Below are 24,270 nucleotides of genomic sequence, written 5' to 3' on the forward strand. Positions count from 1 at the left end.
GAAAGGTATAAAATTTTAATAGTATGAAGTTTTGTATTGATTATTAGTATTTATATAATTTACAGTTTATGTTTTATAATAGGTCAAAATAATTATTCTTGATCTAAATAGTAACACTAAGGTAAAATAGGTTTAATAAACTACTTTCTATTTTTTATGCAATATTAATGTGTCCACTTTGTAATAATTTCTTCAATAATTCCTTTAATTATGGGCTTCGGTATGTAATCATTCATTCCGGCCGCAATGCATTTTGCTTTTTCTTCTTTTTCTGTACCAGCCGTTATCGCTATGATGGGCACATTTTGACCAGATGGTAATGTTCTAATAATTTGAGTAGCTTCGTAACCGTTCATGATGGGCATTTGTATGTCCATGAAAATTAAATCTGGTTGAATAGTATCGAATTGATCTACAGCGTCTTTTCCATTAGAAACCTCAAAAATTGTAGGATGAATTTCTAAATTTTTTAGGATCGTTTTTAGCAATAACATATTCACTTTGTTATCCTCAACAATCATAATTTTTAATTTTTTATTGTTCAGGCTTTTTTCAACAACCTTGTTTTTGCTGGCATCAAAATCGGTTTCAAATAAGCTATCTTTTTTTGTAGGCTCATTGCTTGTTTGTACCTCCAGATCAAAATAGAATGTACTACCCACATCAATTTGGCTTTCGAGTTGTAAGCGACTATTCATTAACCCTAATAATTGATTAGAAATGGTTAAACCTAAGCCCGTACCACCAAATTTTCTGGTGGTAGAACTGTCTTCTTGCGTGAAAGCCTTAAATATTTTCTTTTTATTTTTTTCTAAAATTCCGATTCCAGTATCTGTAACTGCAAAACGAATTTTAGATTGGGTATCGTCTGTTTTATTCAAAACAGTAACTTTTAAAAGTATAGATCCTTTTTCAGTAAATTTTACTGCATTTGCCAATAGGTTGATCAATATTTGTTTCAAGCGCATACTATCTACCCAAAAATATGCCGGTACATCAGGCGATAAATTGAGGTTTAGTTTCAATTTTTTTTGATTGGATTCATATAATATCAAATCAATAATTTGATTTAACATTTCACCAATATTATATTGCTCAATAAATAAATCTAATTTACCTGATTCTATTTTGGAGAAATCCAAGATGTCATTGATAATATCCAATAAGGAGAGGGCTGATTGATTAACGGTAGTAATATATTTTTCTTGCGTAGCCCCTAAATTCGTTTTCATCAATAAATCCGTAAAGCCGATAATTCCATTGAGTGGTGTTCGAATTTCGTGACTCATATTTGCTAAAAATTCAGATTTTGCTTTATTGGCCGCCTCCGCTAATTCTTTTTGTTGCAGTACTGTTTCATTCTTTTTTCGTTCCGTAATATCTATGAAAATACCTTCGATAAACTCAATTTTTCCATCTTTATAAATTGCATCTCCAAACTCCTCTACCCAAACAATATGCTTTTTTTTATGCACAATTCTGTAGGTTAAGTGAATTGCTTTTTTATTTTCAATCGCATTTTTTTGTGCTGCAATAGTACTTATTTTATCTTTTGGATGTATCAAGTCAATGAATGATAACTCATTATTCAGAAAACTAGATTTAGGATATCCGGTTAGTTTTTCTATTTCATCATTAATATAAATCTTAGTATTGTATTCATCGTAGTGAGACAAATAAACTGTACCTGGAATATTGTTGGCAAGTAAGCGGAATTTTTCTTCACTTTCGTTAATCGCTGTTTCGTTTGCAATACGTTCAATTGAGGATGCAATATTTCTAGCCAAAGTTTTCAAAATATTAACTTCGTCATCAGACCATATTCTTTCGTTTTGAGTGTCATCAAATCCTAAAAATCCATGAAATTTATTTCTGACAAAAATTGGAAAGAGAATTACAGACACGACATCTACATCTATTAATTTTTTTCTTAGAGAATCGTTTTCAATCTTCGTTATGATTGCTCTGTATATTTTATTATCAAGAAGCGGTGTTATTAGCTCTTCGAAATATTCATGGGGCAGATTTTGAAGTTTTACATTGTTTTCAGTCAATTTTATATTATGTATGATCCACCGGTATTTTTGACTTATGAATCCATTTGTTTTATCATTTTCATAGTAATATGCTCTATGAGAATTAGTCGCCTTTCCCATAATAACAAGTACGTCAGAGAAAATAGCGTTGATGTCATTACTATTTAAAAATTTCTCTGTGCACAAGGTCATCGCTGATAAAAGATCACTCTTATATTCAAGCTTTTTCTCCGTTTCATATCTACTATGTGAGATTATTGTCAATGAGATTATATCAGAAATTGTTCTGGTAAAATTAATATCATCATTATCCCAATTTATTTTGTTTGTGGTAGTTTCAAAACAAATTAGTCCCGTTAGCTTTCCATTTACTGAAATTGGCAAATCAAGCAGTGATTGAATATTATATTTTACAAAATAGTCGTCTTTAAACTCTGAAAGCTCCTGAGCAATAGTAACGTTTGAAGCACAAATTAACTTGTTATTTTTAATGGCTTCAAAATAAATAGGGTATTTATTTTTTTCTAAAATTTTGCCTTTAGTAAAGCTATTAGTTTCTAAAATATATAAATTTTCACAAGTAAAAGTGTCTTGGGAGTATCTCCAGTAACTTACGCGATTGCATTTTGTAGCTTTAGAAGCAGATTCAATTATTAGTTTGATACTAAAATCTAGATTATTATACTCACTAAAGTTGGTTGATGCTAAATTTTTGATGGTTTGATTATACAACTCTATTTTTTTGTGTCGGATTTCATTTTCAAGTTCAACATCTTTAATTTTTGTTATATCTCTGGCAATTCCTGAATATCCTATAATTTGTCCTTTTTCATTTCGATTTACAATTACTTTTTGTGAAACCCAAAGTTCTTTTCCGTCTTTCCTGAGGAGGGGAAATTCAATTGTTGGAAAATTTTGTCCGTGTTCAGATAAGTTTCGATAAAAAACTTTGATGCTATCTCGGAAATCTTCGCGTATGAATTCTAAATAATGTTTGTTTATTAATTCTCGTTTCTTAAATCCTAACGATTTTAATGTAAAATCATTTACAAATTTGAAATTACCAATTTCATTTACTTCAAAAATAATATCAATTGCATTTTGAATTAAATTTTTATATTGGTTTTGTAAGTGAATTTCATGAGTTACATCCTGACCAATTCCGATAATTAAGTCTTCAGAAAATTTTTTATCGTTCCACTGTATGAGTTTATAGGTGCCATTTTTACATTTAATTTTTCTAATAAACATTCTATCCGCTAGGAACTTTGTATGATATTCTTCTCCATAAAATTCGGTATCTTCGGTTAATTTCCAGTACCCCAAACCCATAACTTGGTCAACAGTGTAGCCTAAAATAGTTTCTACATTCTCACTGCAAAAAACAACTTCCCCTTTTCGATTGGTAGCCAAAACAAGTGAATTACCTTTATTGATAATTTGATTGTTGAATCTAAATTGATCACTAGTGCTAAGCAAAAGTATGTCTTGAATATAATTTATAAGTACAATTATTATAGAATTAGTAAACAATACGAGTACTGTTCTAAAAGGTACCAATTTAAAAATCGTAACAATTGCAAAATACAAGAACAGTAGAGCGATAAAACTCCAATAGAGTTTTTTGGACTTAAGGACACGATATGAAAATAATAATGCAACAACAAATGCTACAATGGGAATAAGATCTGTGGGTGATACAATAACATTTCTTGAAATAGATGCAAAATAAAGGAAAAAACAGGATGTAAAAACTTGTTGTATGTGGGTAAAAATCCATTTACTCTTCGTGCTTAAGAAGTACAATAACAGCAATATAAAACCAATGCTTAGGTTTAAAACTAATAAACTTTTTGGTTTTATTTTTAAAAATTCAAAGGTTATTTCGATTATTGGCAATATTATACCTAGGAACAATAGGTAAAGTTGATATTCCTTTTTTAAGGTTATCGCTTTGGCTGTTTGTTCCAAGATATTTGACTTTAATCCCGTTTTTATTTGACTAATTTTAAAAATTAGAAAAAGAATTAAAAGAGGAATAAAAATGTAAAAGAGTACATTAATTCCCAATAGATTAATCGCCCAAAATAAAACTAAATTTGAGTTGCATAGAGAAAATAAGCTAAAGCATAAAGCCATAGGTTTTTTTTAAATAGGTTGAATGAATAGATTTGGAACGTTTCTATTTGTATTAACCAAAATAAGCATTTATTTTTAATTAAAAAGCCAAAATTTAATTTTTATAAATTTTGGCTTTTTCGTCTACAATGAAATTTAGATGGTAACTTCATCCTCAGGATCAAATCCTATAATCTCGCTGTAAATTGCAAAATATAGGGAATAGATAAAAGGCAATGTAAAAAAGAATCCAATGCAGCACCCTATAAAACCAACCATTGTTGCTATTGAACCTACCACAAGTAGCCCTAGTAACACTAAAGGTTGTTTAGAAACAATTAAAATACTCGCCTGAATGGCTTCAAGAGCTTTTAAATTTCCAAAAATGATAAGCGGAATCATCATAATGGTAAATAATCCTATAGTAACTGAAACGACCACATCCAGAATTGGTATTTGGATGTAATTAAGTGTGCCACTTATTACGGTATTCGTCAGAGTAACTAAAAATGTTGCAACAAAAAGTTCTGTGAAATAAGGGGCTTTGTAATATTCAAACATAGTTGATACATGAAATTCCTCATCTCTTTCGGCACAATAGGCCATTTTGATTAATCCACCAGATAAGGGACTCAATAAGCAGGTGAATAAAAGTGAAACCGCTGAAAAAATTAGCATAGTATTTACATTCAAATTTTCGGGTTTAAAACGATCTGGCTTTAAATTTTCTAAAATCGTTTCAGTATCAAAAATAGAAAAAAGTACAGCAATCCCTATTAGGCTAAACAATACTGCAAAAACAAAAAATACGAGGCCGCCATAGAGTGCGATTTTTTTATAGTTTTCGAAAGCAAGGTTAAAAACATTTCCAAAATCTAAGGTGTACCCATTTTTTTTGATGTCTTCAATTCGGTTTTGTGCAGTTTTGTTCATTTGGTTTTTGTTATTAATTGGTTTATAAATAGTTATCTCTTAAAATAGACTTCGTCAAAAGGAATTCTAAATCGTTCTCCGTAAATGCCTTGTGCATCTCGTATACCGCAACTCAAAATCATATTTATTTCTGTCTTTGGAGGCAAATGTAATATTTTTTTAATTCTAAGTGAATCAAATCCTTCCATTGGGCAAGTATCATAATTAATGGCAGCCATACTAATCATAAAATTTTGCGCAGCCAATCCAGCGCTTTTATGCGCTACTATGCGCATATCGCTTTGTCTCGCCTGTCTGTAGATGGGTTTTACAAGGCCGATAATTTGAAATGCTAGAAATTTTATCATTCCGACAATACCCAAAAAATCGAAATATAGTGTAGGAATTATTTTTTGGTAATAATTCAAGGCAAATTTTTCTCTTTTAGAATAGTCAGCAGTTGGTTTGTGGCCGTACAGTGTTTTTAAATAATCAATATTCGATTGAGCTCTTTGTCGCCATAAATCTTTTCGCACTACAACTACAACCATTTGTTGTGCAGTTTTGGCAGCATTTTGATCAAAACTAGCGGTGGCTATTTCTTGAATTAGGGCTGGTGTAACAATATGATAAAATTCCCAAAGTTGCATGTTGCTGCTCGTTGGGGCAAGAGATGCAAGTTCAATACATTCTTTTACTTTTTGTTCATCTATTGGTTCCGATTTAAAAACGCGAATAGACCGACGGTATTTAATAGCTTCGCTAACTGACTTTTCATTAGTTACATCCATTTTAGTACTTTTTGAATGGTTGTCAATTTATCTTTGTATGGAGCATAACGCAACGGCAAATCCAGCCAAGTTCCTCTTTTTACAATTGCTTTTTTATGTGAAAAAATATCAAAACTCAATTTTCCATGATAAGCGCCCATACCCGAATTGCCAACGCCTCCAAAAGGAAGTCGATTATTGACTAAGTGAATGACCGTATCATTTATACAACCGCCGCCAAAGGAATATTTTTGCAGGACTTCATCAACAAAAGATTTATTTTGGGAAAATAAATACAATGATAGCGGTTTCTCAAAACTGGAAACTATTTTTTCAATATCCACTTTCGTTTTAAAAGAAATAATAGGGAGAATTGGTCCAAAAATTTCTTCTTTCATAACCAAACTATCCATTTTGGGTTCATTCAGTAAAGTAGGGGCAATGTAAAAAGTTTCTTGATTGGATTTCCCACCATAAAGTATTTCTTGATTCTCCAATAAATTGATCTGACGCTGCCAGTTTTTTAAATTGACAATTCTAGCAAAATCATCAGATTCCTCTGGATTTGTACCAAGTGCTTTCTCAATTTCTTCAATTGTATGTTTTATGAATTTGTCTTTTATGGTATGGTGAACCAATATGTAATCTGGAGCAACACAGGTTTGTCCCGCATTAATAATTTTCCCCCAAACAATCCTCCGTGCACTTAATGCTACATCTGCTGTTTCATCAATAATACAGGGACTTTTTCCTCCTAATTCAAGTGTAACGGGTGTTAGGTATTCGGCTGCTGCTTTGGCCACTATTTTACCAACTGCCACACTTCCTGTAAAAAAGATATAATCCCAACGTTGTTCTAACAATGCTGCAGCGACAGTCGCATCACCCGTTTTGACTGTAACGTCATCAGTTGAGAAGGTTTCACTTACTATTTTCGATATGATTAAAGAGGTATTTGGAGTCAGTTCGGATGGTTTCAAGGTTACTTTGTTTCCAGCAGCAACAGCGGCAACAAGCGGACATAAAGCCAATTGAAACGGATAATTCCACGGAGCAATAATTAAAACATGGCCGTAAGGTTCACTATAGATGTAATCCGAAGAAGGAAAATTTAGAAGTGAAGCTGAAACTTTTTTTGGCTTTGCCCAAGAATCAATATTCTTAATAGTCTCCTTTAAATCAGAGATAACATAATTAGTCTCTGTTAAAACGGCTTCAAAAGCAGGTTTTTTAAAATCATTATACAAGGCTTTGATGATCTCCTCTTCATATTTTGTAATGACGTGCAATAATTTTTTAAGCGATTCTTTGCGGTATTTTATATCGGTATTGAGATTCATAAGGTGATTTTAATTTAAAATTACATAATTATTAACTGATACCAACTTTCTTTGGGAACTAAAATTTAAAAAATTGGATTTTTTTTAGCTGTATGTTCGTAAACTTTTTTTTGTTTTTGAATTGATACTTATAAGATGGTTAAAATTAAATCATAAGGTGTTGGTGCCAAGATTTTCATATTTTGTTTGAGAGCAATATGAATAGAAACTATTTTTATAGTTAATGTGAATTCATGCAGTGTATAGGTTTAAATAGTTAATGCTGTATTTTATATGGAGTTAAATTATACAAACATTAAATAGCAGTTCAAGTATTTTTATGTTATACTGTTTCATAAAATTAAATGGGAATGAACACGATATTTTGAATATATTTGGTTCATGAAAAGGGATAAAGGTTGTCCAACTAAAGTTAAATTCAATACAAATCGAAAAAAAATGAAAAAAATCATTTTATCAATACTGTTCTTATTTTGTAGTTATTTTTCAATTGCTCAAGAGAAAGAAATTAAAGCAGTCTTAGAAAAGCAACGTTTAGATTGGAATAATGGCGATATGATTGGATATATGCAAAGGTATTTAAAATCGGATTCTTTAGTATTTGTTGGAAAAACAGGACCATTTTACGGCTGGCAAAAAAACTTAGAGATTTATCAGCAAGTCTATCCTGACAAAGCTGCCATGGGTACTTTAATTTTTGATATCAAACAAATTAAAATGATAGATAAAAAAAATGCCTTTGTTTTAGGTGCTTGGAATTTGCAAATGGAAAAAGGGGAACAAAAAGGATTTTTTACTTTACTAGTAGAAAAATTTAAAGAAGGTTGGAAAATCGTTGTTGACCATTCTAGTTAGATTTTTATACAGGGAGAGACAATTACAACAGTTGTTGAGGAATTGAGTTTTCTAGATTGCATTCCAAATTACGTCATCTGGAGTTGGGGCTAAAATTTCTAAATTTTCTTTGGTAACAGGATGTACAAAAACTAATTTCCGGGCATGTAAATGAATGCCTCCATCGGGATTGCTTCGGTCAAAACCGTATTTTAAATCGCCTTTTATAGGAGAACCAATAGCCGAAAGTTGTGCTCTAATTTGATGGTGTCTTCCAGTATGCAGATTGATTTCAAGCGCAAAATAATTATTGAGCTCTTTGATGATTTTATAATCTAAACTGGCTATTTTACTTTCAGGAACTTCTTTTAGATGGGCTTTTGAAGTATTGTTTTTTTCGTTTCTTTTTAAATAATGAACCAATTTATCTTCTGATGCAACCGGTTTGTTTTTGACAATACACCAATACGTTTTTTGAGTTTCGCGGTTACTGAATAATTCATTCATTCGTGTTAACGCTTTGCTGGTTCGCGCAAAAACTACTATTCCTGTTGTAGGGCGGTCCAAGCGATGCACTACACCCAGAAAAACTTCGCCAGGTTTGTTATACTTATCTTTGATGTATTCTTTCACCACATCAGATAAAGGTTTGTCACCCGTTTTATCACCTTGCACAATATCGCCAACTCGTTTATTTACGACAATTAGGTGGTTGTCTTCGTGCAGAATTTGCAGATTGTTTTTATTGGATAGTATTTTCATTTTTCAATCTTCCTTTGGGTTTAGGGCCTTAATATTGCTCACTACTATTCGGAAAATCACTTGATTTTACATCGGCAACATATTGTCCAATGGCTTTTGTCATTCCGTCATATAAATCCATATACCTTCTTAAGAATCGTGGACTAAATTCATTATTCATTCCTAACATATCGTGAATTACCAAAACCTGACCATCTACACCACCACCAGCTCCAATACCAATTACTGGAATTGCAATACTTTGCGCCACTTTTTCAGCTAAATGCGCAGGAATTTTTTCTAATACTAATGCAAAACAACCCAAACGTTCTAATAATTTGGCATCTTCAATAAGTTTATCCGCTTCTTCGTCCTCTTTCGCTCTAACAGTATAGGTTCCAAATTTATAGATCGATTGTGGGGTTAAACCCAAATGCCCCATAACTGGAATTCCCGCATTTAATATTTTCTTGATTGACTCTTTAATTTCTTTTCCACCTTCCAGTTTTACAGCGTGACCGCCACTTTCTTTCATGATTCTAATCGAAGATCGTAATGCTTCTTTAGGGTCAGATTGATAACTCCCAAAAGGCAAATCTACAACAACCAATGCCCTTTCAATTGCCCGTACCACAGACGATGCATGATAAATCATCTGGTCTAAAGTTATAGGTAAGGTAGTCTCGTGACCAGCCATTACGTTTGATGCCGAGTCGCCTACTAAAATCACATCAATTCCTGCCGTATCGACTATCTTTGCCATCGTAAAGTCATAAGCGGTAAGCATCGATATTTTCTCGCCATTGGCTTTCATTTCTATCAATGATTTTGTAGTAATCCTTTTGTAATCTTTTTTAGCGACTGACATATTTGTTTTTTTAAGATCGTAAAGGTAATAAAATGTATATTTTTAACTCAAAAATGTATAGTAATGTTTCTTTGGTGGTCAAATTAATTAAATAAAATAGTTATGCGTAAAGTTTTAATAATGCTTGCCTTGTTTCTATCGGTAAGTTTGCAGGCTCAAAATCAAGAAATTAAAAAAGTAGTAGAGACTTTTTTTGAGGCTTTTCATGCCAAAGATACAGTCCAATTAAAAGGACTTTGTGATGAAACTATGATTTTACAATCCATAAGTGAGAATGCTAAAGGAATTAAATTATCCAATGAAAGCCCGAAAGCTTTTTTTAAATCGATTGGTTCTATTCCGATAGAAGTGAAGTTTCAGGAAAAAATTCTGAGTTATGCTATTCAAGTAGATGGGAGTATGGCGCATGCTTGGACACCTTATGAGTTTTATGTGAACGAAAAATTTAGTCACAAAGGTGTGAATGCTTTTACGCTTTTTAGAAAAGATAACAGTTGGAAAATCATTCATTTGATTGATACACGAAGGAAGTAATCACCAATTGTTGATTATGGGTAAGTATAAATACTCGACTTGTATTTTAAAATTATATCGTTATTCTCTTTTTTCTTTTTCTTAGTAATGCATCAATTATTTATACTGTTCACTGGAGTATGATTTTTTTATAAAAAAAAATCAATTTAACGGATTTCAATGATTTAACTTTAAGTAATACCGTGTATATTGCAAATATCAAATAATAAAAATGAAAATAATAATAATTACCGCTTTAATTTTTTTCGGATTAGTAACAGTGAATGCACAGGAAATCGAAAAAGAACCAAATTCATTCACCTTTTCTGGATATTTAGAAATGTATTACAGCTATGATTTTGGTAAACCTAGCAATCATGAAAGACCGGGATTTATTTACAGTCATAACAAACACAACGAAGTCAATTTAAATTTAGGATTGATAAAAGTGAATTATGAAAAGAATAATGTTCGAGGGAATTTTGCTTTAATGGTGGGGACATATCCTCAGTATAATTTGGCCTCGGAACAGCCTTTATTGCAAAATATATACGAAGCCAACATAGGTGTAAAGATTTCTAAAAAGCATAATTTATGGATTGATATGGGGATTATGCCATCACATATTGGTTTCGAAAGTACTATTGGAAAAGATTGTATGGCATTGACTAGGAGTATTTTAGCGGATAATTCACCTTATTATGAAGCAGGATTGAAAATTAGCTATACTTCAAAAAATGAAAAATGGTATTTGGCTGCGATGTATTTAAACGGCTGGCAACGAATCCAGAAAATTGAAGGTAATCAAACACCCGCTTTTGCAACGCAGGTAACTTTTAAACCATCGTCTTTAATTACCTTAAATTGGAGTACTTATTTAGGGAATGAGAAACCTGATATTGATAGAAAATGGCGCTATTTTAATAACTTTTATGCACTGCTCAATGTTTCTGAAAAAGTAACTATCCATGCCGGTTTTGATATTGGAGCGCAACAAAACGCATATAAAAGTGATAAAAATGATGTTTGGTTTTCACCGGTAGTAATTGCTCAAATTAAGCCTACAGCTAAAATACAGTTGGCTGCCAGAGCTGAATATTATAGTGATGAAAAAGGAGTTATTATTGCATCAACAACTCCAAACGGATTTAAAACGTATGGTTTTTCCGCAAATTTTGATTATTTACCAACTGATAATCTAATCTTCAGAATAGAAGCTAGATCCTTAAGCAGTAAAGAAGACATCTTTGTGAAAAATAATTTACCTAACAATCAAAATGTATTTTTAACTACATCATTAGCTATTTCATTTTAATATTTTTTCAAACAAAAAAATTATGTGGAATGATGAATTGAATTAGAATTCGATTTAAATTTTTCAAAATTATTTTCATTTTCAATCAATCGTATACATAGGAAGTAATTTAAAAAAGAACAAATTAATAGATGTCGTCATTCAAATCTGTTTCTACTTCTTCTGCTTTTTTGAAATCAGAATTTAAAAAATGGGTGTACTTTTTTTTGGCTTTTTGATTTTCTTTGATTAAAAAAATAATAAATACAACTACAAAGAAAGCCAAAACACTAACAATAATCCAATTGATTTCCATGGCTTTTGATTTAAAATTTAAAATCAAATTTAATGTAAATACTTGAATTTCAATGGATAATACATTTAAATTTTTGAAATTTGAATTTTGGTGTTTTTTTGGTTAGCAATCTGCCATATTTACGGCAATTGCCAATCCACCCTCGGATGTTTCTTTGTACTTGTTGTTCATGTCCTTTGCGGTTTGCCACATCGTGTCTACCACTTTATCCAAAGGTACTTTAGCATTTTTCGGATCGGTTTGTAGCGCAAGTTCAGCTGCATTGATGGCTTTTATTGCGCCCATTGTGTTTCTTTCAATACAAGGAATCTGAACTAAACCACCAATAGGATCACAAGTCAATCCTAAGTGATGTTCCATCGCGATTTCGGCAGCCATTAAAACTTGTTCGGGAGTTCCGCCCATCAATTCGCACAAAGCCGCCGCTGCCATGGCAGATGATACACCTATTTCGGCTTGACAGCCACCCATTGCTGCAGATATGGTTGAACCTTTTTTGAAAATACTACCTATCTCACCAGCAACCATAAGGAACTGTTTGATTTCTTTTTCACCAGCATTGTGGTTTTCAATGACTAAATAATACATTAAAACGGCAGGAATAACTCCTGCGCTACCATTAGTTGGTGCTGTAACCACGCGACCTAAAGCTGCATTGACTTCATTTACAGCTAAGGCAAAACAACTTACCCATTGTAAGATTTGGCGAAACTTCACCTCGGTTTTACGAATTTCTTCGAGCCAGCTTTGAGGCGAATCATAATTGGCTAAACCGATGAGGTTTTGGTGCATATCAAAAGCTCTGCGGCGTACGTTTAAACCTCCTGGAAGAATCCCTTCTGAATGGCAACCAATGTACATGCATTCGAGCATTGTTTTCCAAATGCGTATCAATTCATGATCGATAACTGCTTCGGTGCGCATCGATTTTTCATTTTCATAAACGATTTCTGAAATGGATTTATTTTCTGTTTTACAGATCGTCAATAGTTCGGCTGCTTTCTCAATCGGATAAGGAAAAGCACATTTTATTTCTATTTTCTTCTTGGCGTTGATGCGTTCTTCTTTGACCACAAATCCGCCACCAATTGAATAAAATGTAGAAACGAACTCACTATCATCTGTCATATACGCCGTAAAAGTCAGTCCATTGGCATGAAAAGGAAGGAAGTTTTTATTGAAAACAATGTCTTGCAGGAAATAAAAAGGAACTAGTTTTTCATTACCTAAATTGATTTCGTTTTTCGTTTCAATTGATTTTATTATCGCATCAATATTTTCCACTGGAATGTATTCTGGATCCTGTCCGCTTAACCCTAGCATTACTGCCAAATCAGTGGCATGACCTTTTCCGGTTAAGGAAAGGGAACCGTATAAGTCTATTTTTACGCGCTCGACTTTAGGAAATAAATTTTTGCTTCGCAATTCGCCAAGAAACCGCTCTGCAGCTCTCCAAGGCCCTAATGTGTGTGAGCTTGAAGGCCCAACACCAATTTTTAGCATGTCAAAAACTGAGATACATTCTTCCATCTGTAGTGTGAATTTTGTTGTTTGCAAATATAATAGAATGTAGCAAGGATACTAATCCAAAACTTACTATTATTGTTTATTTTATAACGAAAGGTGCTCTATTTTTAGTATTCTTCAACAAAAAATGAATTAATAAAAAATTGAGGCTTAGGATAATCAATATGTAACTAATCGGAGATTTAGCTTGTGCAATAGTTCGTAAATGGCTATTTTTGAAGCATAACTAACCTAAAATAATATGAAAAAGACTGTTTTTTCTTTTTATCTAATGCTAACTTTTGTATCAATTGCCCATTCGCAAGTGCAAAGTCCATCTCAGTTTTTACCCAATTACGGAAAACAAATTACCTATTACCATCAAGCTGAAAATTATTTCAAACATCTTACGGAAAAGTCCACTTTAATCAAACATCAGAAGTATGGTATAACGCCAGAGCAAAGGGATTTGAGTGTCTATTTTATTTCTAGTCCGGAGAACTTAGCCAATTTAGAACAAATACGAAATAACAATTTAGCAGCCATTGGTTTGTCCCAAAATAAATCGCAAATGATTGGCGATAAACTAATTGTATGGTTGAGTTTTAATGTTCACGGAAACGAATTTGCAGGAACTGAAAGCGCTATGACGGTAGCATACGAATTAGTAAATCCTTCGAATGCTGAGACTAAAAAGTGGTTAGAAAATACAATTGTGATCCTAGACCCGTGCATCAATCCCGATGGATATTCCAGATACGGAAATTGGTTACGAGAAATTTCAGGGAAGAAAACGCATCCAGAATTGTCAGATAGAGAACACATGGAAGAGTGGCCTGGTGGGAGATACAACCACTATATTTTCGATTTAAATAGAGACTGGGCTTGGCAAACACAAGCGGAGTCTCAGCAGCGAATTGCTTTGTATAACCAATGGATGCCACAAGTTCATACAGATGTACATGAAATGGGATACGATTCTCCGTATTTTTTTCCACCATCAGCAGAGCCTTTGCACGAATACATTGAAAAGTATCAAAAAGATTTTCATTACACTCTTGGTAAAAATATTTCTAAAAAATTTGATGCTCAAAACTGGATGTACAACACAGGAGAGCGATTTGATTTGTTTTATCCCAGTTATGGCGATACCTATCCTACTTACAACGGAGCGGTTGGAATGACATTGGAACAAGGCGGAATAGGAGCGGGAAGAGAAGTTGTGATGAGTAACGGCATCAATTTAACGATCGAAGATCGACTGACACATCATGCAACGGCAGTATTAACGGTCGTAGAATCCGCAGCAGCCCAAGCAGATGTTTTGCTGAAAGGATTCAGAGGTTTTATGAATAATTCCCGAAAAACAGTGAAGGGAAATTATAAAATGTATGTAATGAAAAACAATCCGAAGTTAGTTCAAATGGCGGATTTGTTGAAAAAGAATAATGTTGAATTCAGTTATGCTGATGCGAGTCAAAAAACTTCGGGATTTAGTTATTATACCAAAGCAGAGAAAGATTTCACGATTGAACCTAATGATTTAATTGTAAAAGTAGACCAACAAAAAGCTGTTTTTGCACAAGTACTTTTTGAACCGAATCAAAAGCTGAATGACAGTTTATCCTATGATATCACCGCTTGGGCGTTGCCCTTGGCGTATGGAGTTGAAGGCTATGCGTTGAAAAATAGTATTGCTATCAAAACAAAAGCGTCCATAGCAATACAAGAAAAAACGATTCCTCAAAATGTATACGCGTTTCATATTCCTTGGAATAATAGAGTATCAGCTCAGGTTTTGTCCTTGTTGCACCAAAATAATATCAAAGTACGTTCTGCTATGAAAAAAGCAGTTTTCGGTGATCAAACCGTGGAACCAGGTGGTTTGCTGGTTACAAAAACTGATAATCCCAAAGTAGTCGATTTTGAAAAAACGATAACAGAATTGGTAAAAATAAAAACAGATTTTAATTACATTTTAACTGGTTTTTCATCTAACTCAAAAGATGTAGGAGGCGAGAATTTTAATTTACTAAAAGCGCCTAAAATTGTACTATTATCAGGAAAAGGAGTCGGGTCTACTGAATTTGGTGCTGTTTGGTACTACTTAGAAGAAACATTGGGGTATTCCGTAAGTGTAGTTGATGCTGATAATTTGAAAAGAATTAAATTATACGATTACAATACCTTGATTTTACCTGATGGCTATTATGATTTCTCCGATGAGCAACAAAAACAAATTGGAGCGTGGGTAAATAACGGTGGAAAATTGATTGCGATGAATAGTGCATTGAGCTTATTTGAAGGTAAAGAAGGATATGCTTTGAGTCCCTTTGCTTCGGAGGAAGAAAAATTAAGTTCTGAAAAAGAAGCTGAAGAAGAGGCGTTAAAAGAGCGCTTTTTAGATTTCCAAGAAACAGAACGAAGGTACATATCGAAATCAATTCCTGGTGCCATCATCGAGAATTTGTTGAATAAAACACATCCAATGTCTTTTGGTTTGGGAGATAAATATTTTAGTCTAAAAACAGATGACAGGCATTATTCATTGTTGAAAAAAGCAATAAATGTTGTGTATGTACTAAAAGAGTATAAAAGTTATGGATTTGTCGGTAATGAAATTAAAAAGAAACTAAACAATACGGTAAGTTTTGCTGTAGATAAAAAGGGAAATGGAGCAGTTATTTACATGGTAGATAATCCGTTATTTAGAGGTTTCTGGGAAAACGGAATTTTATTATTTAGCAATGCCTTATTCTTGGTAAACTAAAACTGGATAATTTATTATGGGAATTAATAGTTAAATTGGCTCGTTAGGTACTAAATATTGGTAAAAAAAAACACAACATTTGAAGCGAATTTAGCGTGCCGTAGGTACGCAACAAAACCATAAATGTTGCGTACCTACGGCACGCTAACAAATTTTAAACCCAATTACTACCAATATTTAGTACCTAACGGCACAAAAAAAGATTTTACGCCTTGATTAGTTATTATACAAAAAGAGCACGGTATTTTCGTGCTCTTTTTTTTATCCAGATTGTATTGTTTTAAAATGGATAGCCAATAGCCAAATTGAAAATTAAATTTTCTTTACGCCACGAACCGTTTCCAAAACTGATTTGGTCTAAAACCCAACGATTACCATCGGGCAAATATGGTTTTCGAATAGGGAAGGCAAGATCTGTTCTCAGTATCAAAAATGAGAAATCAAAACGCAATCCAGCACCAGCTCCTACGGCTATTTCACTCAGAAATTTTTTCGAAAAAGTAGCTCCAGGTTTATCTGGATTCTCATTCAATAGCCATATGTTCCCAGCATCTATAAATAGAGCTCCTTTAACTAATCCGTAAATTTTAGCTCGGTATTCGGTATTGAATTCCAATTTTAAATCACCAGATTGATCGGGTAAAAACGTATTGGTATTTGTTGAAGCACCGTCAAAACTTCCCGGTCCGATAGAACGTGCTCTAAAAGCGCGTAAACTATTGGTGCCACCAATGAAGAATTGTTTGATAAAGGGCATTTCTCGAGAGTTTCCATAAGCAAATCCAGCACCTGCGATAATTCGGCTTGCTATTTGAGAATCAGGTCCTAACTTATAATAATGTCTAAAATCACTTTCTATTTTGATAAATTGACTAAACGGAACATCGAATAATTTAATAGTATCACCTTTTCGAATATTTGCACCCGAAACTAAACCTGCCACATTTCCTGCTAAGTCGATTGTTCCTTTATAATAAAAGGTGTTTTTCTTTCTTTTTTGTAACGTATTGGTGTAGGTATAGGAGTAGGTTGGTCCAAAAATCAATTGTTTTTCAATTACTTTTCCAAGGGATTCATTTGCGGCAATTTGCTCCTGATATAGAGGTGTTTCATTTCTTGGACTAGCGTATGTTATCTCAGTAACATTCAAAACATGTTCCTTTCGTTCATTTTCTTTCCATAAATATCCAAAGGAACCTTTAAAAGTTTGAAGGGAATATAATTTAGTTCTGTTTTGAAACTCATAGCCTATTGTAGCTTTAGTTTTGGGTACAAAACCGCTGGGCGAATTGAGTTTAAAAGGGGCAACTAATCTTGGCCAAACTAAATCAGCTTGGGTTCCAATTCGGTAGACATTAAATCCATTGTTTTGTCCAGATACTTGTACTTCAACTCCTCCAAAAGCTGAAATGGTAAGTAATTCTGCTCCTCTAAACGTATTTCGGTTGCTCCAATTTAAATTGAGTTCGGTTCCGGTGTAATTAGCAGAATTCGTTTTGGCCAAGAGTTCTAATCGGATTGATTTTTTAGGTAAAGGAGTTAAAAAATAGTATGCATCGAGATAATTGCCCGTAGTATCAGAAACCTTAAATTGGTTTTTTACAAACTTGAATGTGCCTAAGTTTACGAGACGGTTTAACGACAGATTATGATTGCTACGGTTGTATAAATCATTTTTTTTGAAATATAATGCTCGATCAAAAATGCGCGGTTTAAATAAATTCTCCTTATCTATAATAGTTAAGTCATTGTATTTTTTTATGGAATCCATATTAGTTTTCACACTGTCAGAACCTATGGAATAGTTGGGATAAACGATGATTTTATTGATTTTGTATGGTGTCTCAGCCAGTTTTGGAGCTTCGTCTTTTACCTTTACAATAAGATCCACCTGATGATCAGCCACAGTTGTATCTACTTGTACTTTGAGGTAATCAGGATTAAAATAAAAGAATCCTTTTTCTTTTAGTCTGGCGTCAATACGAATTCTTTCTTCTTTAATAACAGCAAGACTATAACCTTCTTTTTCTTTTAGCAGACTTCTTCTTCTGGTATTGCGAACCGCAGTTGAAATTATAGAGGAATCTGTAGGGAATTTTATTTCTTTAATTTTATATTGTTTCCCTGGTTTTACGTTATATTCTGCGGTTGCTTTTTTACCATGTCGGGTTGAATCTGCCGATGTTCTTGTATTGAAATAACCACTGTTTTCTGCAAAGTTTTGTAAAACACTTTTGTTGTATTCTAAATCTACTTGACTGTATAAAACGGGAGCTTCGCCTACCTTGGTTCTCAACCAGTAGCGCCATCCTTTTTCTTTCTTTGGCGTCCCAGCCAAATTATAGATGTATAATTTAGGTCGTAATCCTAAAATCGAGGAATTTGGCTTTGGTCTAAGAACTTCTTTTAATGCTGTTTTTAACGCTTTTTTTTCTTTTTTAGACACGTCTTTTCCTTCAACGGTAACTTTTGCGCCAGTATACAATAGTTCTCCCTCGGGCAGAAATCTGGTATTGCTGCACGATGAAGCGAACAATGCTAAAAAAAGAAAATATAATAAATGGCTCTTGTTCATATAATATTTGTTGTTATTATTGTTCCGTTAGGAACTAAATATTGGTAGTAAACGATATAATTATTTCTATGTCCCGTAGGTACTATACTTATTCTAAATCAATTCTTTAAAAATAAATTTCTCATCATAATCAACTTCAAATTTTTTAAGAAAATCTAAGTATTCTTCTTTAAAAGTTAACTTTTTATGATGAGATTCTTGATTATCAATGTAATCTATTACTTTGTTTATTTGTGATTTACTATGTGAAAAAGCGCCATAGCCTTCTTGCCATTCAAAATGTCCTTTAACTAATTTATTCTCATTAATCCACTTTGAAGAACTTTGTTTTAAATCTTTCATTAAGTCAGAAATAGATTGTGAAGGTCTAAGTCCAATCAAAATATGAATATGATCTGAGGTTCCATTAATTGCCAATAACTTATGATTGTTGTTATGAATAATTCCTGTTATATATTTATAAAGAGTATTTTTCCATTGAGAATTTATACTACCATCTCTAAATTTTACTGCAAAGACAAAATGAATATGTATTTGTGTATATGTATTTGCCAAAATGGTATAGTCCCTACGGGACATTTTTGTTTGAAATTTATATTTTTCCTACCAATATTTAGTGCCAAAAGGCACATTTTAAACCTACTTTATTTAATTCTTTTTCTGTTTTTGTTTTGCTTTTTTCGCTTCATTTTTGCGAAACAGCTCACTGAATTTATTGTAATCCAAGGTGATTATAAAAGCAATTCCAGTTTCTACAACTTCTCCTTGCAAGGCTACTTGGTATTTATTAACGCGGTAGGCTCGCATTTTATATCTTCCATCTTTAGAAAGTAGGTAATCAATAGAAACATCACCAGCAATATTATTAGCGTTTTGATTCACTTGCTGTGGACCTTCTATCCCAAAACTACTTCCCAAAGTGACTTTTAATCGATCATTCAATAATTTCTTTGAAATTCCTATGCTTAAATCAGTTTTGTTTTCGCGTTGACCAGTAGTGTAATCATCTGAGGTATTCAAATCAAAATTCAATTCTACGCCTTCAATTAAATCACCCGCTAAGTTATTCAATTGCTGCGATAAAATTTTACTGGCGCTTTCCCTTGCAATCGAGGACACGCTGGCAATACCAGTTTCACTAGCAAAAGGATTTTCTCCTATAAATCGATTCAATAACAGTAGGGAAAAAACTTGCTTGTTTAACTCGTCTGGTTGTTGACGCAATTGTGTCAATTTGGCTTGCGTTGCATTGATAATTTCCGTAGAAACACTATTGTTGCCCTCCGGTAAAATAATGTCAAATGAAATGTTTGGCTTCATCAAATCACCAGTCATTTTTAATTCGGTTTCAAAAGGAATTTTTTGTTTGTACGTATTTCTTATTTCAGCAGTTACATCTCCTAATTGATCATTTATTAAATCAAGGGGAGCGGCTTCTGTTTTGTAGACTGCAGTAATATTGATATCCGCTGTTGTTGGTTCTCCAGTCCACAGGATGTAACTGCCTTTTTTAATGTCGAATTTTCTTTTGATTGCATTAAAATTCATTTCATAACTACCTTCAGATAATTCATATCTTCCGGTCAATGTCGTTTTTCCTGATGGATCAATACCGCCGTTTAATTGCGCTTCTCCTTTTAATTTTAGGAAATCCCCATTTGCTTTATCAATAACCAGTGATAGTTCGGCATCTTTATCGATCTCAATATTTACTGATGCATTGATACCTTTGATGTCCATTTCACTCTTTAACTCGTCCAAAGAGATAGTGCTTGCTAATTTAGGATTGTCTTGATCGATAAATTCTATAATTCCCTCCCTATCCGCAATTGAAGGGTCTGACTGCGGTATAACAATAGTAAATTTTGTGTCTTTATTAATTTTGATATTTCCTTCTACAATAGGATTGTCTAAATTCCCAGATAGTTTCAAATGATTGTCCAAATACAATTCGCCGTAATAGGAAGCATTGTCTTTTTCTTTCGAATTAATTGCTTTAAAATTATCAGCATCGATGGCTAAGTCAAAGCCAAAATTACTGAAATTAGCACTATCAATTTTTCCGTTTATGGCTAGATCATTGTTTTTTTCATCCTTGATTATAAAATTATCAAAAAGAATAGCATCGTTTGTAAATACAATTTTATCATTCAAAGAATTGAATGCGGCATTGAGCTGCTTCACTTTAAAACCAATTTCATTGAACTTTAATTCTCCAAATACTTTAGGCTGATTTGTATTGCCCGTAATTTTAAAATTCCCATTTAAGAATCCTGTGCTTTCCGTAATATTATCAAGTGTAAAACCTTGAATACTTTTTAAATTCAATTTATCAATATCTAGATCCATATCAAAACTGCTGTCTTTAGTTTTGTAATTCCCTTCTAGATTAACTTGATTTCCCTGACCAGTAATGGCAATTACAGCGTCATATTGATTTGCAATTGCATTATTTACTTTGATGCTAATGTTTCCGACAGTGTCTTTTTTGAAAGTAAAATTTTCAATGTTTAAGTCCGAAGTAAAAAGAGGTGTAGTGCTTATATTTTTGACCAACGCATTTCCATTGATTTTACCGCTCATCTGTAAATCCCCTTTTTCTACAAAACTGGTAATGGTTTTTATATCGAAGTCTTTAAAATCAATTGCTAGCGGAGCGTTTCTTTGCTGCGATTGTGATTGTAGACTAATTTGACTACCTTCTTTACTCAATTTGAAGTCATCAGCATAAATACCGTTTTTACCAAAGCGAATTAAATTATCTTGTGTTATTTTCCAAGATTCATAGTTCAGCAGTAAATTATTTGGATTAAGATTGATATCGTTGTTTCCGTTGGTAGCTTTTAATGTTCCTGCAATTAAGTATCTTTCTTTATCCTTTGCATCTTTTAATTGCACCGTATAATCCACAATATTTTTTTGTACTTTACCGGTAATGCTTGTGTGAGGCAATTGTATTTGTTTGTTTTGAATGTCATCAACTACAAAGCTGTACACTATTGCATTGTCTTTTGTGTCAACTTTAAGGACAGCATTTGTGATGGTGTTTTCTCCATAAATTAATTTTGGAATTGTACCATTCAAAACAATAGAGTCGTTAACAGAATTATATCTTCCTTGAATATTTATTGGTTCCAGACTTTTCAATTCAGGAATAAGTTTAAGTAAAATTGGACTGTACTTTACACCAATTTTAAAAACAAATTCTTGTTTCTCAACTGCTGTTTTTCTAAAATTTGACGCGCTATTATAATATGTAGCAATAGAATTTGACAAAGCAGTCGCTATTTTTGACAACTTGTACTTTCCATCAGCCTCAACATCCAAAAACGGTGATTTCAATACCAATGTGTTCTTTTCCGAGCTCGATGTTGCCACTGCGCTGATAGAATCAATCACAAATTCTTCTTTAGCATTTACGATGGTAATGTTGTGTGCATAAACCGTTCCGTTGAGGTAATCTAGACTTGCCGATTGGATATCAGCATCTACAACACCTCTCAATTTTAATGGGCCAGCATGCAGATTTAGTTTTTCTAAATCAGCAATATCCACATTCAGTTTTAGTTTTCCAGTAGGATATTTGTCCTTGAAACTTCCGCTACTTACCAAATCAAACGTTAGATTGGGATCTTTGGCAACTGCAGTCGCATTAAAGTTTCCGTTGCGAATGGCTCCTTTTACAGCAAGATTTCTATACGTGTATTTGTTGTAATACGCTTTTTGAACTGTTGCGTTTACTGAAGCGGTGGCTGTTTTTGGATTGAATCCAGTTCCTTTTATGTTGGCTTTTAGGGTTACTTTTCCAATAGAATCATTTTTTATAAATTTCCCTAAATCAAAGTTCTTGAGCTCTGTTTGGGCATCATATTTCTCATAATTTTTTCTGCTTTGGTCGAATTTCGCTTTGATTTTAGCATTTCCAAAACTGCTTACCAGGTTCATATTCGTACTAAAATCAGCAATGGTTCCTCTAAAAAAACCTTTGGCATTGAATTTTGAAGGTAATTGAATAGAATTTGGAATGGTACCTTTTGGCAAAAAGCCAACAAAATCTTTCGAATTAGATTGTAAGTTTTTAATATCCAAGTCAAAATACGCTTTATTTACATCTGGTAAACCAATGATTCTTCCGCTTACAGCTACCGTAGTTGTTCCTATTCCACTAATTTCGATATTTGGGAATTCAATGTTTTTTAATTTTCCTTTTACAGTACCATTAATCATCAGTATTGCATTGGGATTACTCATAAAGGGATTCACAGTATTCAAAGTAGGAGCAAAAAGTAAAATATCTTTAATTCCCAATTTGCTTTTTTTCAAATTAGCAATAAGTCCTAATTCTCCTGGATTTTTAGCAAGTGACTCAATAGAAGGATACCCAATTCTAATTTCATCTCTTAGTTCTGTTTGAGGAGTTTTTAAGTATAATTTTTTAACAAAAGCATTTTTCTTACCATAGAAAAATTCTCCTTTGAATGCTTGAATATTCAATCCACTTTGGTCTTTCATTTGTAATGAATTAGCAATACCTGAAATATTTTCCGGATTGTAATTCAATTCTTCAACTTGTAAGTTCACATGGGTAAGATTCAGGTGGTTGTAATCGATACCCTTTTTAACTGCTGCAACAGTATTATTGTCGTAACGGAAATTAAATCGTTCGAAATTAGTCTCCTTAATTTTGATATTCCAGTTGTTCGAATCCGTAGAAGTAGTTTGTTTTTTTTGTCGAATTTTATCCAATGGATCCAAAGCCAAAGTACCTTCTACACCTGTTACTTCCAAGAGATCAACAATGGCAAATTGATTGTTGAGGTCAATTTTATCAATTTTGGCGAGTAGTTTTTTTAAATAAAAATGAGTCGAAAGCTTGGTTTCTTCGCTTTCATAATCGAAATCAATTTTTGCCAAATCAATTTCACCTAACTTTAATTTTAAGATGGATTCTGGTTCATTTTTTATGGCTGCCACTTTTGTCGCATTGGAAATTTGAACTAAACCTTGCTTTAATTTCAATTTTAATCCGTTGATTTTAGCTTTAGGAATTTCAAAGCTCATTTCGTTTAAATCGAATGTTTTAATTTTCGTTTCAAAATGCTTTAAATTGGCATAAAGATTATTTTTTGTAACAGCATCCGTATACTTAAACTGGATGCGGTCGAGCTTAATTTCTTCTACAGAAAACTGCATGGGTGGTGAATCACTCTTTTGTTTTTCTGGCGCAGCAAATGCTTTTACGATATAATCAAAATTAAAAACGGCTTTAGTATCTCTATTTAAATTTGCTGAAATACCGACTAATTCTAAGGAATTGATTTCTATTTTATTGTTGATTAACTGCAAAAGACTGATATCCGCAGCTAGTTTTTCTCCAGCAAAAAGAGTGTCTTTTTTTTGGTCTTCAAAGTATACCCCAGTAAGAACTACTTTTTTTGGAAAGGCAATAGAAAGGCTATCGACTTTTATTTTCGTTTTTATTTTACCTTCTAGATAAGTTACTGCTTTATCTTTAGCATAATTTTGAACAGATGGTATTTGAATAACTACGAAGAGTACTACGAACAACAGAACAATAAATCCTATTATCCAAAGGAAAATTTTCAAACTTTTCTTTAAATATCTTTTCAAATGAGGTGTGTTTTTTTTTAAAGAACCAACTTAAAAAGGAATGGTA

At 32.8% G+C, this 24,270-nt stretch carries 15 protein-coding genes; 4 read left to right on the plus strand and 11 right to left on the minus strand.

The window, feature by feature from the left end; genetic code table 11:
- Positions 1 to 164: 164 nt before the first annotated feature.
- From ACNQGB_RS14220 to ACNQGB_RS14235, 4 genes are all read right to left on the minus strand, one after another.
- Positions 165 to 3,515, minus strand: a complete 3,351-nt coding sequence (locus ACNQGB_RS14220) for a PAS domain S-box protein (protein WP_472777127.1) — start codon at positions 3,513 to 3,515, stop codon at positions 165 to 167.
- Positions 3,516 to 4,310: 795 nt separating this feature from the next.
- Positions 4,311 to 5,087 carry a hypothetical protein gene (locus ACNQGB_RS14225; RefSeq protein ID WP_417946122.1) on the minus strand — a complete coding sequence of 259 codons (777 nt, stop codon included), beginning with the start codon at positions 5,085 to 5,087 and terminating at the stop codon, positions 4,311 to 4,313.
- A gap of 32 nt (positions 5,088 to 5,119) precedes the next feature.
- The gene (locus ACNQGB_RS14230) at positions 5,120 to 5,857 is read right to left on the minus strand and encodes a nitroreductase family protein (RefSeq protein ID WP_417946124.1); all 738 of its coding nucleotides are present in this window, start codon (positions 5,855 to 5,857) and stop codon (positions 5,120 to 5,122) included.
- A complete protein-coding gene (locus ACNQGB_RS14235) occupies positions 5,848 to 7,176 on the minus strand; it encodes an aldehyde dehydrogenase (RefSeq protein WP_417946126.1) in 1,329 nt (442 codons plus the stop codon). The genes ACNQGB_RS14230 and ACNQGB_RS14235 overlap by 10 nt, the downstream gene beginning before the upstream one ends.
- A 438-nt stretch (positions 7,177 to 7,614) precedes the next feature.
- Between ACNQGB_RS14235 and ACNQGB_RS14240 the strand changes: the two genes are divergently transcribed.
- Positions 7,615 to 8,031 carry a YybH family protein gene (locus ACNQGB_RS14240; protein WP_417946128.1) on the plus strand — a complete coding sequence of 139 codons (417 nt, stop codon included), beginning with the start codon at positions 7,615 to 7,617 and terminating at the stop codon, positions 8,029 to 8,031.
- Between the two features lie 51 nt (positions 8,032 to 8,082).
- Here the strand turns inward: ACNQGB_RS14240 and ACNQGB_RS14245 are convergent, their stop codons facing one another.
- Both ACNQGB_RS14245 and panB read right to left on the minus strand, forming a co-directional pair.
- A complete protein-coding gene (locus ACNQGB_RS14245; protein WP_417946130.1) occupies positions 8,083 to 8,772 on the minus strand; it encodes an RluA family pseudouridine synthase in 690 nt (229 codons plus the stop codon).
- 28 nt (positions 8,773 to 8,800) lie between these two features.
- Positions 8,801 to 9,619, minus strand: a complete 819-nt coding sequence (gene panB, locus ACNQGB_RS14250; RefSeq protein WP_417946132.1) for a 3-methyl-2-oxobutanoate hydroxymethyltransferase — start codon at positions 9,617 to 9,619, stop codon at positions 8,801 to 8,803.
- A 102-nt stretch (positions 9,620 to 9,721) separates the two neighbouring features.
- On the opposite strand from panB, the gene ACNQGB_RS14255 reads away from it, so the two are divergent.
- Together ACNQGB_RS14255 and ACNQGB_RS14260 are read left to right on the plus strand one after the other, a co-directional pair.
- Positions 9,722 to 10,153, plus strand: coding sequence for a Cif family virulence factor (locus tag ACNQGB_RS14255; protein ID WP_417946134.1), 432 nt, complete (start codon positions 9,722 to 9,724; stop codon positions 10,151 to 10,153).
- A gap of 211 nt (positions 10,154 to 10,364) precedes the next feature.
- Entirely contained in the window at positions 10,365 to 11,447 is a 1,083-nt protein-coding gene (locus tag ACNQGB_RS14260) for a porin (protein WP_417946136.1), read from the plus strand.
- Positions 11,448 to 11,571: 124 nt separating this feature from the next.
- Here the strand turns inward: ACNQGB_RS14260 and ACNQGB_RS14265 are convergent, their stop codons facing one another.
- Together ACNQGB_RS14265 and ACNQGB_RS14270 are read right to left on the minus strand one after the other, a co-directional pair.
- Complete coding sequence (locus ACNQGB_RS14265; RefSeq protein WP_417946137.1) at positions 11,572 to 11,742, minus strand: hypothetical protein; 171 nt, start codon at positions 11,740 to 11,742, stop codon at positions 11,572 to 11,574.
- A 102-nt stretch (positions 11,743 to 11,844) separates the two neighbouring features.
- The gene (locus tag ACNQGB_RS14270; RefSeq protein WP_417946138.1) at positions 11,845 to 13,272 is read right to left on the minus strand and encodes an L-serine ammonia-lyase; all 1,428 of its coding nucleotides are present in this window, start codon (positions 13,270 to 13,272) and stop codon (positions 11,845 to 11,847) included.
- 238 nt (positions 13,273 to 13,510) lie between these two features.
- On the opposite strand from ACNQGB_RS14270, the gene ACNQGB_RS14275 reads away from it, so the two are divergent.
- Positions 13,511 to 16,018 (plus strand): M14 family zinc carboxypeptidase, encoded by a 2,508-nt coding sequence (locus ACNQGB_RS14275; protein ID WP_417946140.1) that lies wholly within the window; start codon positions 13,511 to 13,513, stop codon positions 16,016 to 16,018.
- Positions 16,019 to 16,298: 280 nt separating this feature from the next.
- On the opposite strand, the gene tamL is transcribed toward ACNQGB_RS14275, so the two are convergent.
- From tamL to ACNQGB_RS14290, 3 genes are all read right to left on the minus strand, one after another.
- Positions 16,299 to 18,593: a translocation and assembly module lipoprotein TamL gene (gene tamL / locus ACNQGB_RS14280; RefSeq protein ID WP_417946142.1), complete on the minus strand. Its 2,295-nt coding sequence runs from the start codon at positions 18,591 to 18,593 to the stop codon at positions 16,299 to 16,301.
- A 93-nt stretch (positions 18,594 to 18,686) separates the two neighbouring features.
- A complete protein-coding gene (gene tnpA, locus ACNQGB_RS14285; protein WP_417946143.1) occupies positions 18,687 to 19,148 on the minus strand; it encodes an IS200/IS605 family transposase in 462 nt (153 codons plus the stop codon).
- Positions 19,149 to 19,241: 93 nt separating this feature from the next.
- Positions 19,242 to 24,224 carry a translocation/assembly module TamB domain-containing protein gene (locus ACNQGB_RS14290; RefSeq protein ID WP_472777128.1) on the minus strand — a complete coding sequence of 1,661 codons (4,983 nt, stop codon included), beginning with the start codon at positions 24,222 to 24,224 and terminating at the stop codon, positions 19,242 to 19,244.
- Positions 24,225 to 24,270 lie beyond the last annotated feature (46 nt).

This window comes from Flavobacterium frigidum, assembly GCF_048286795.2.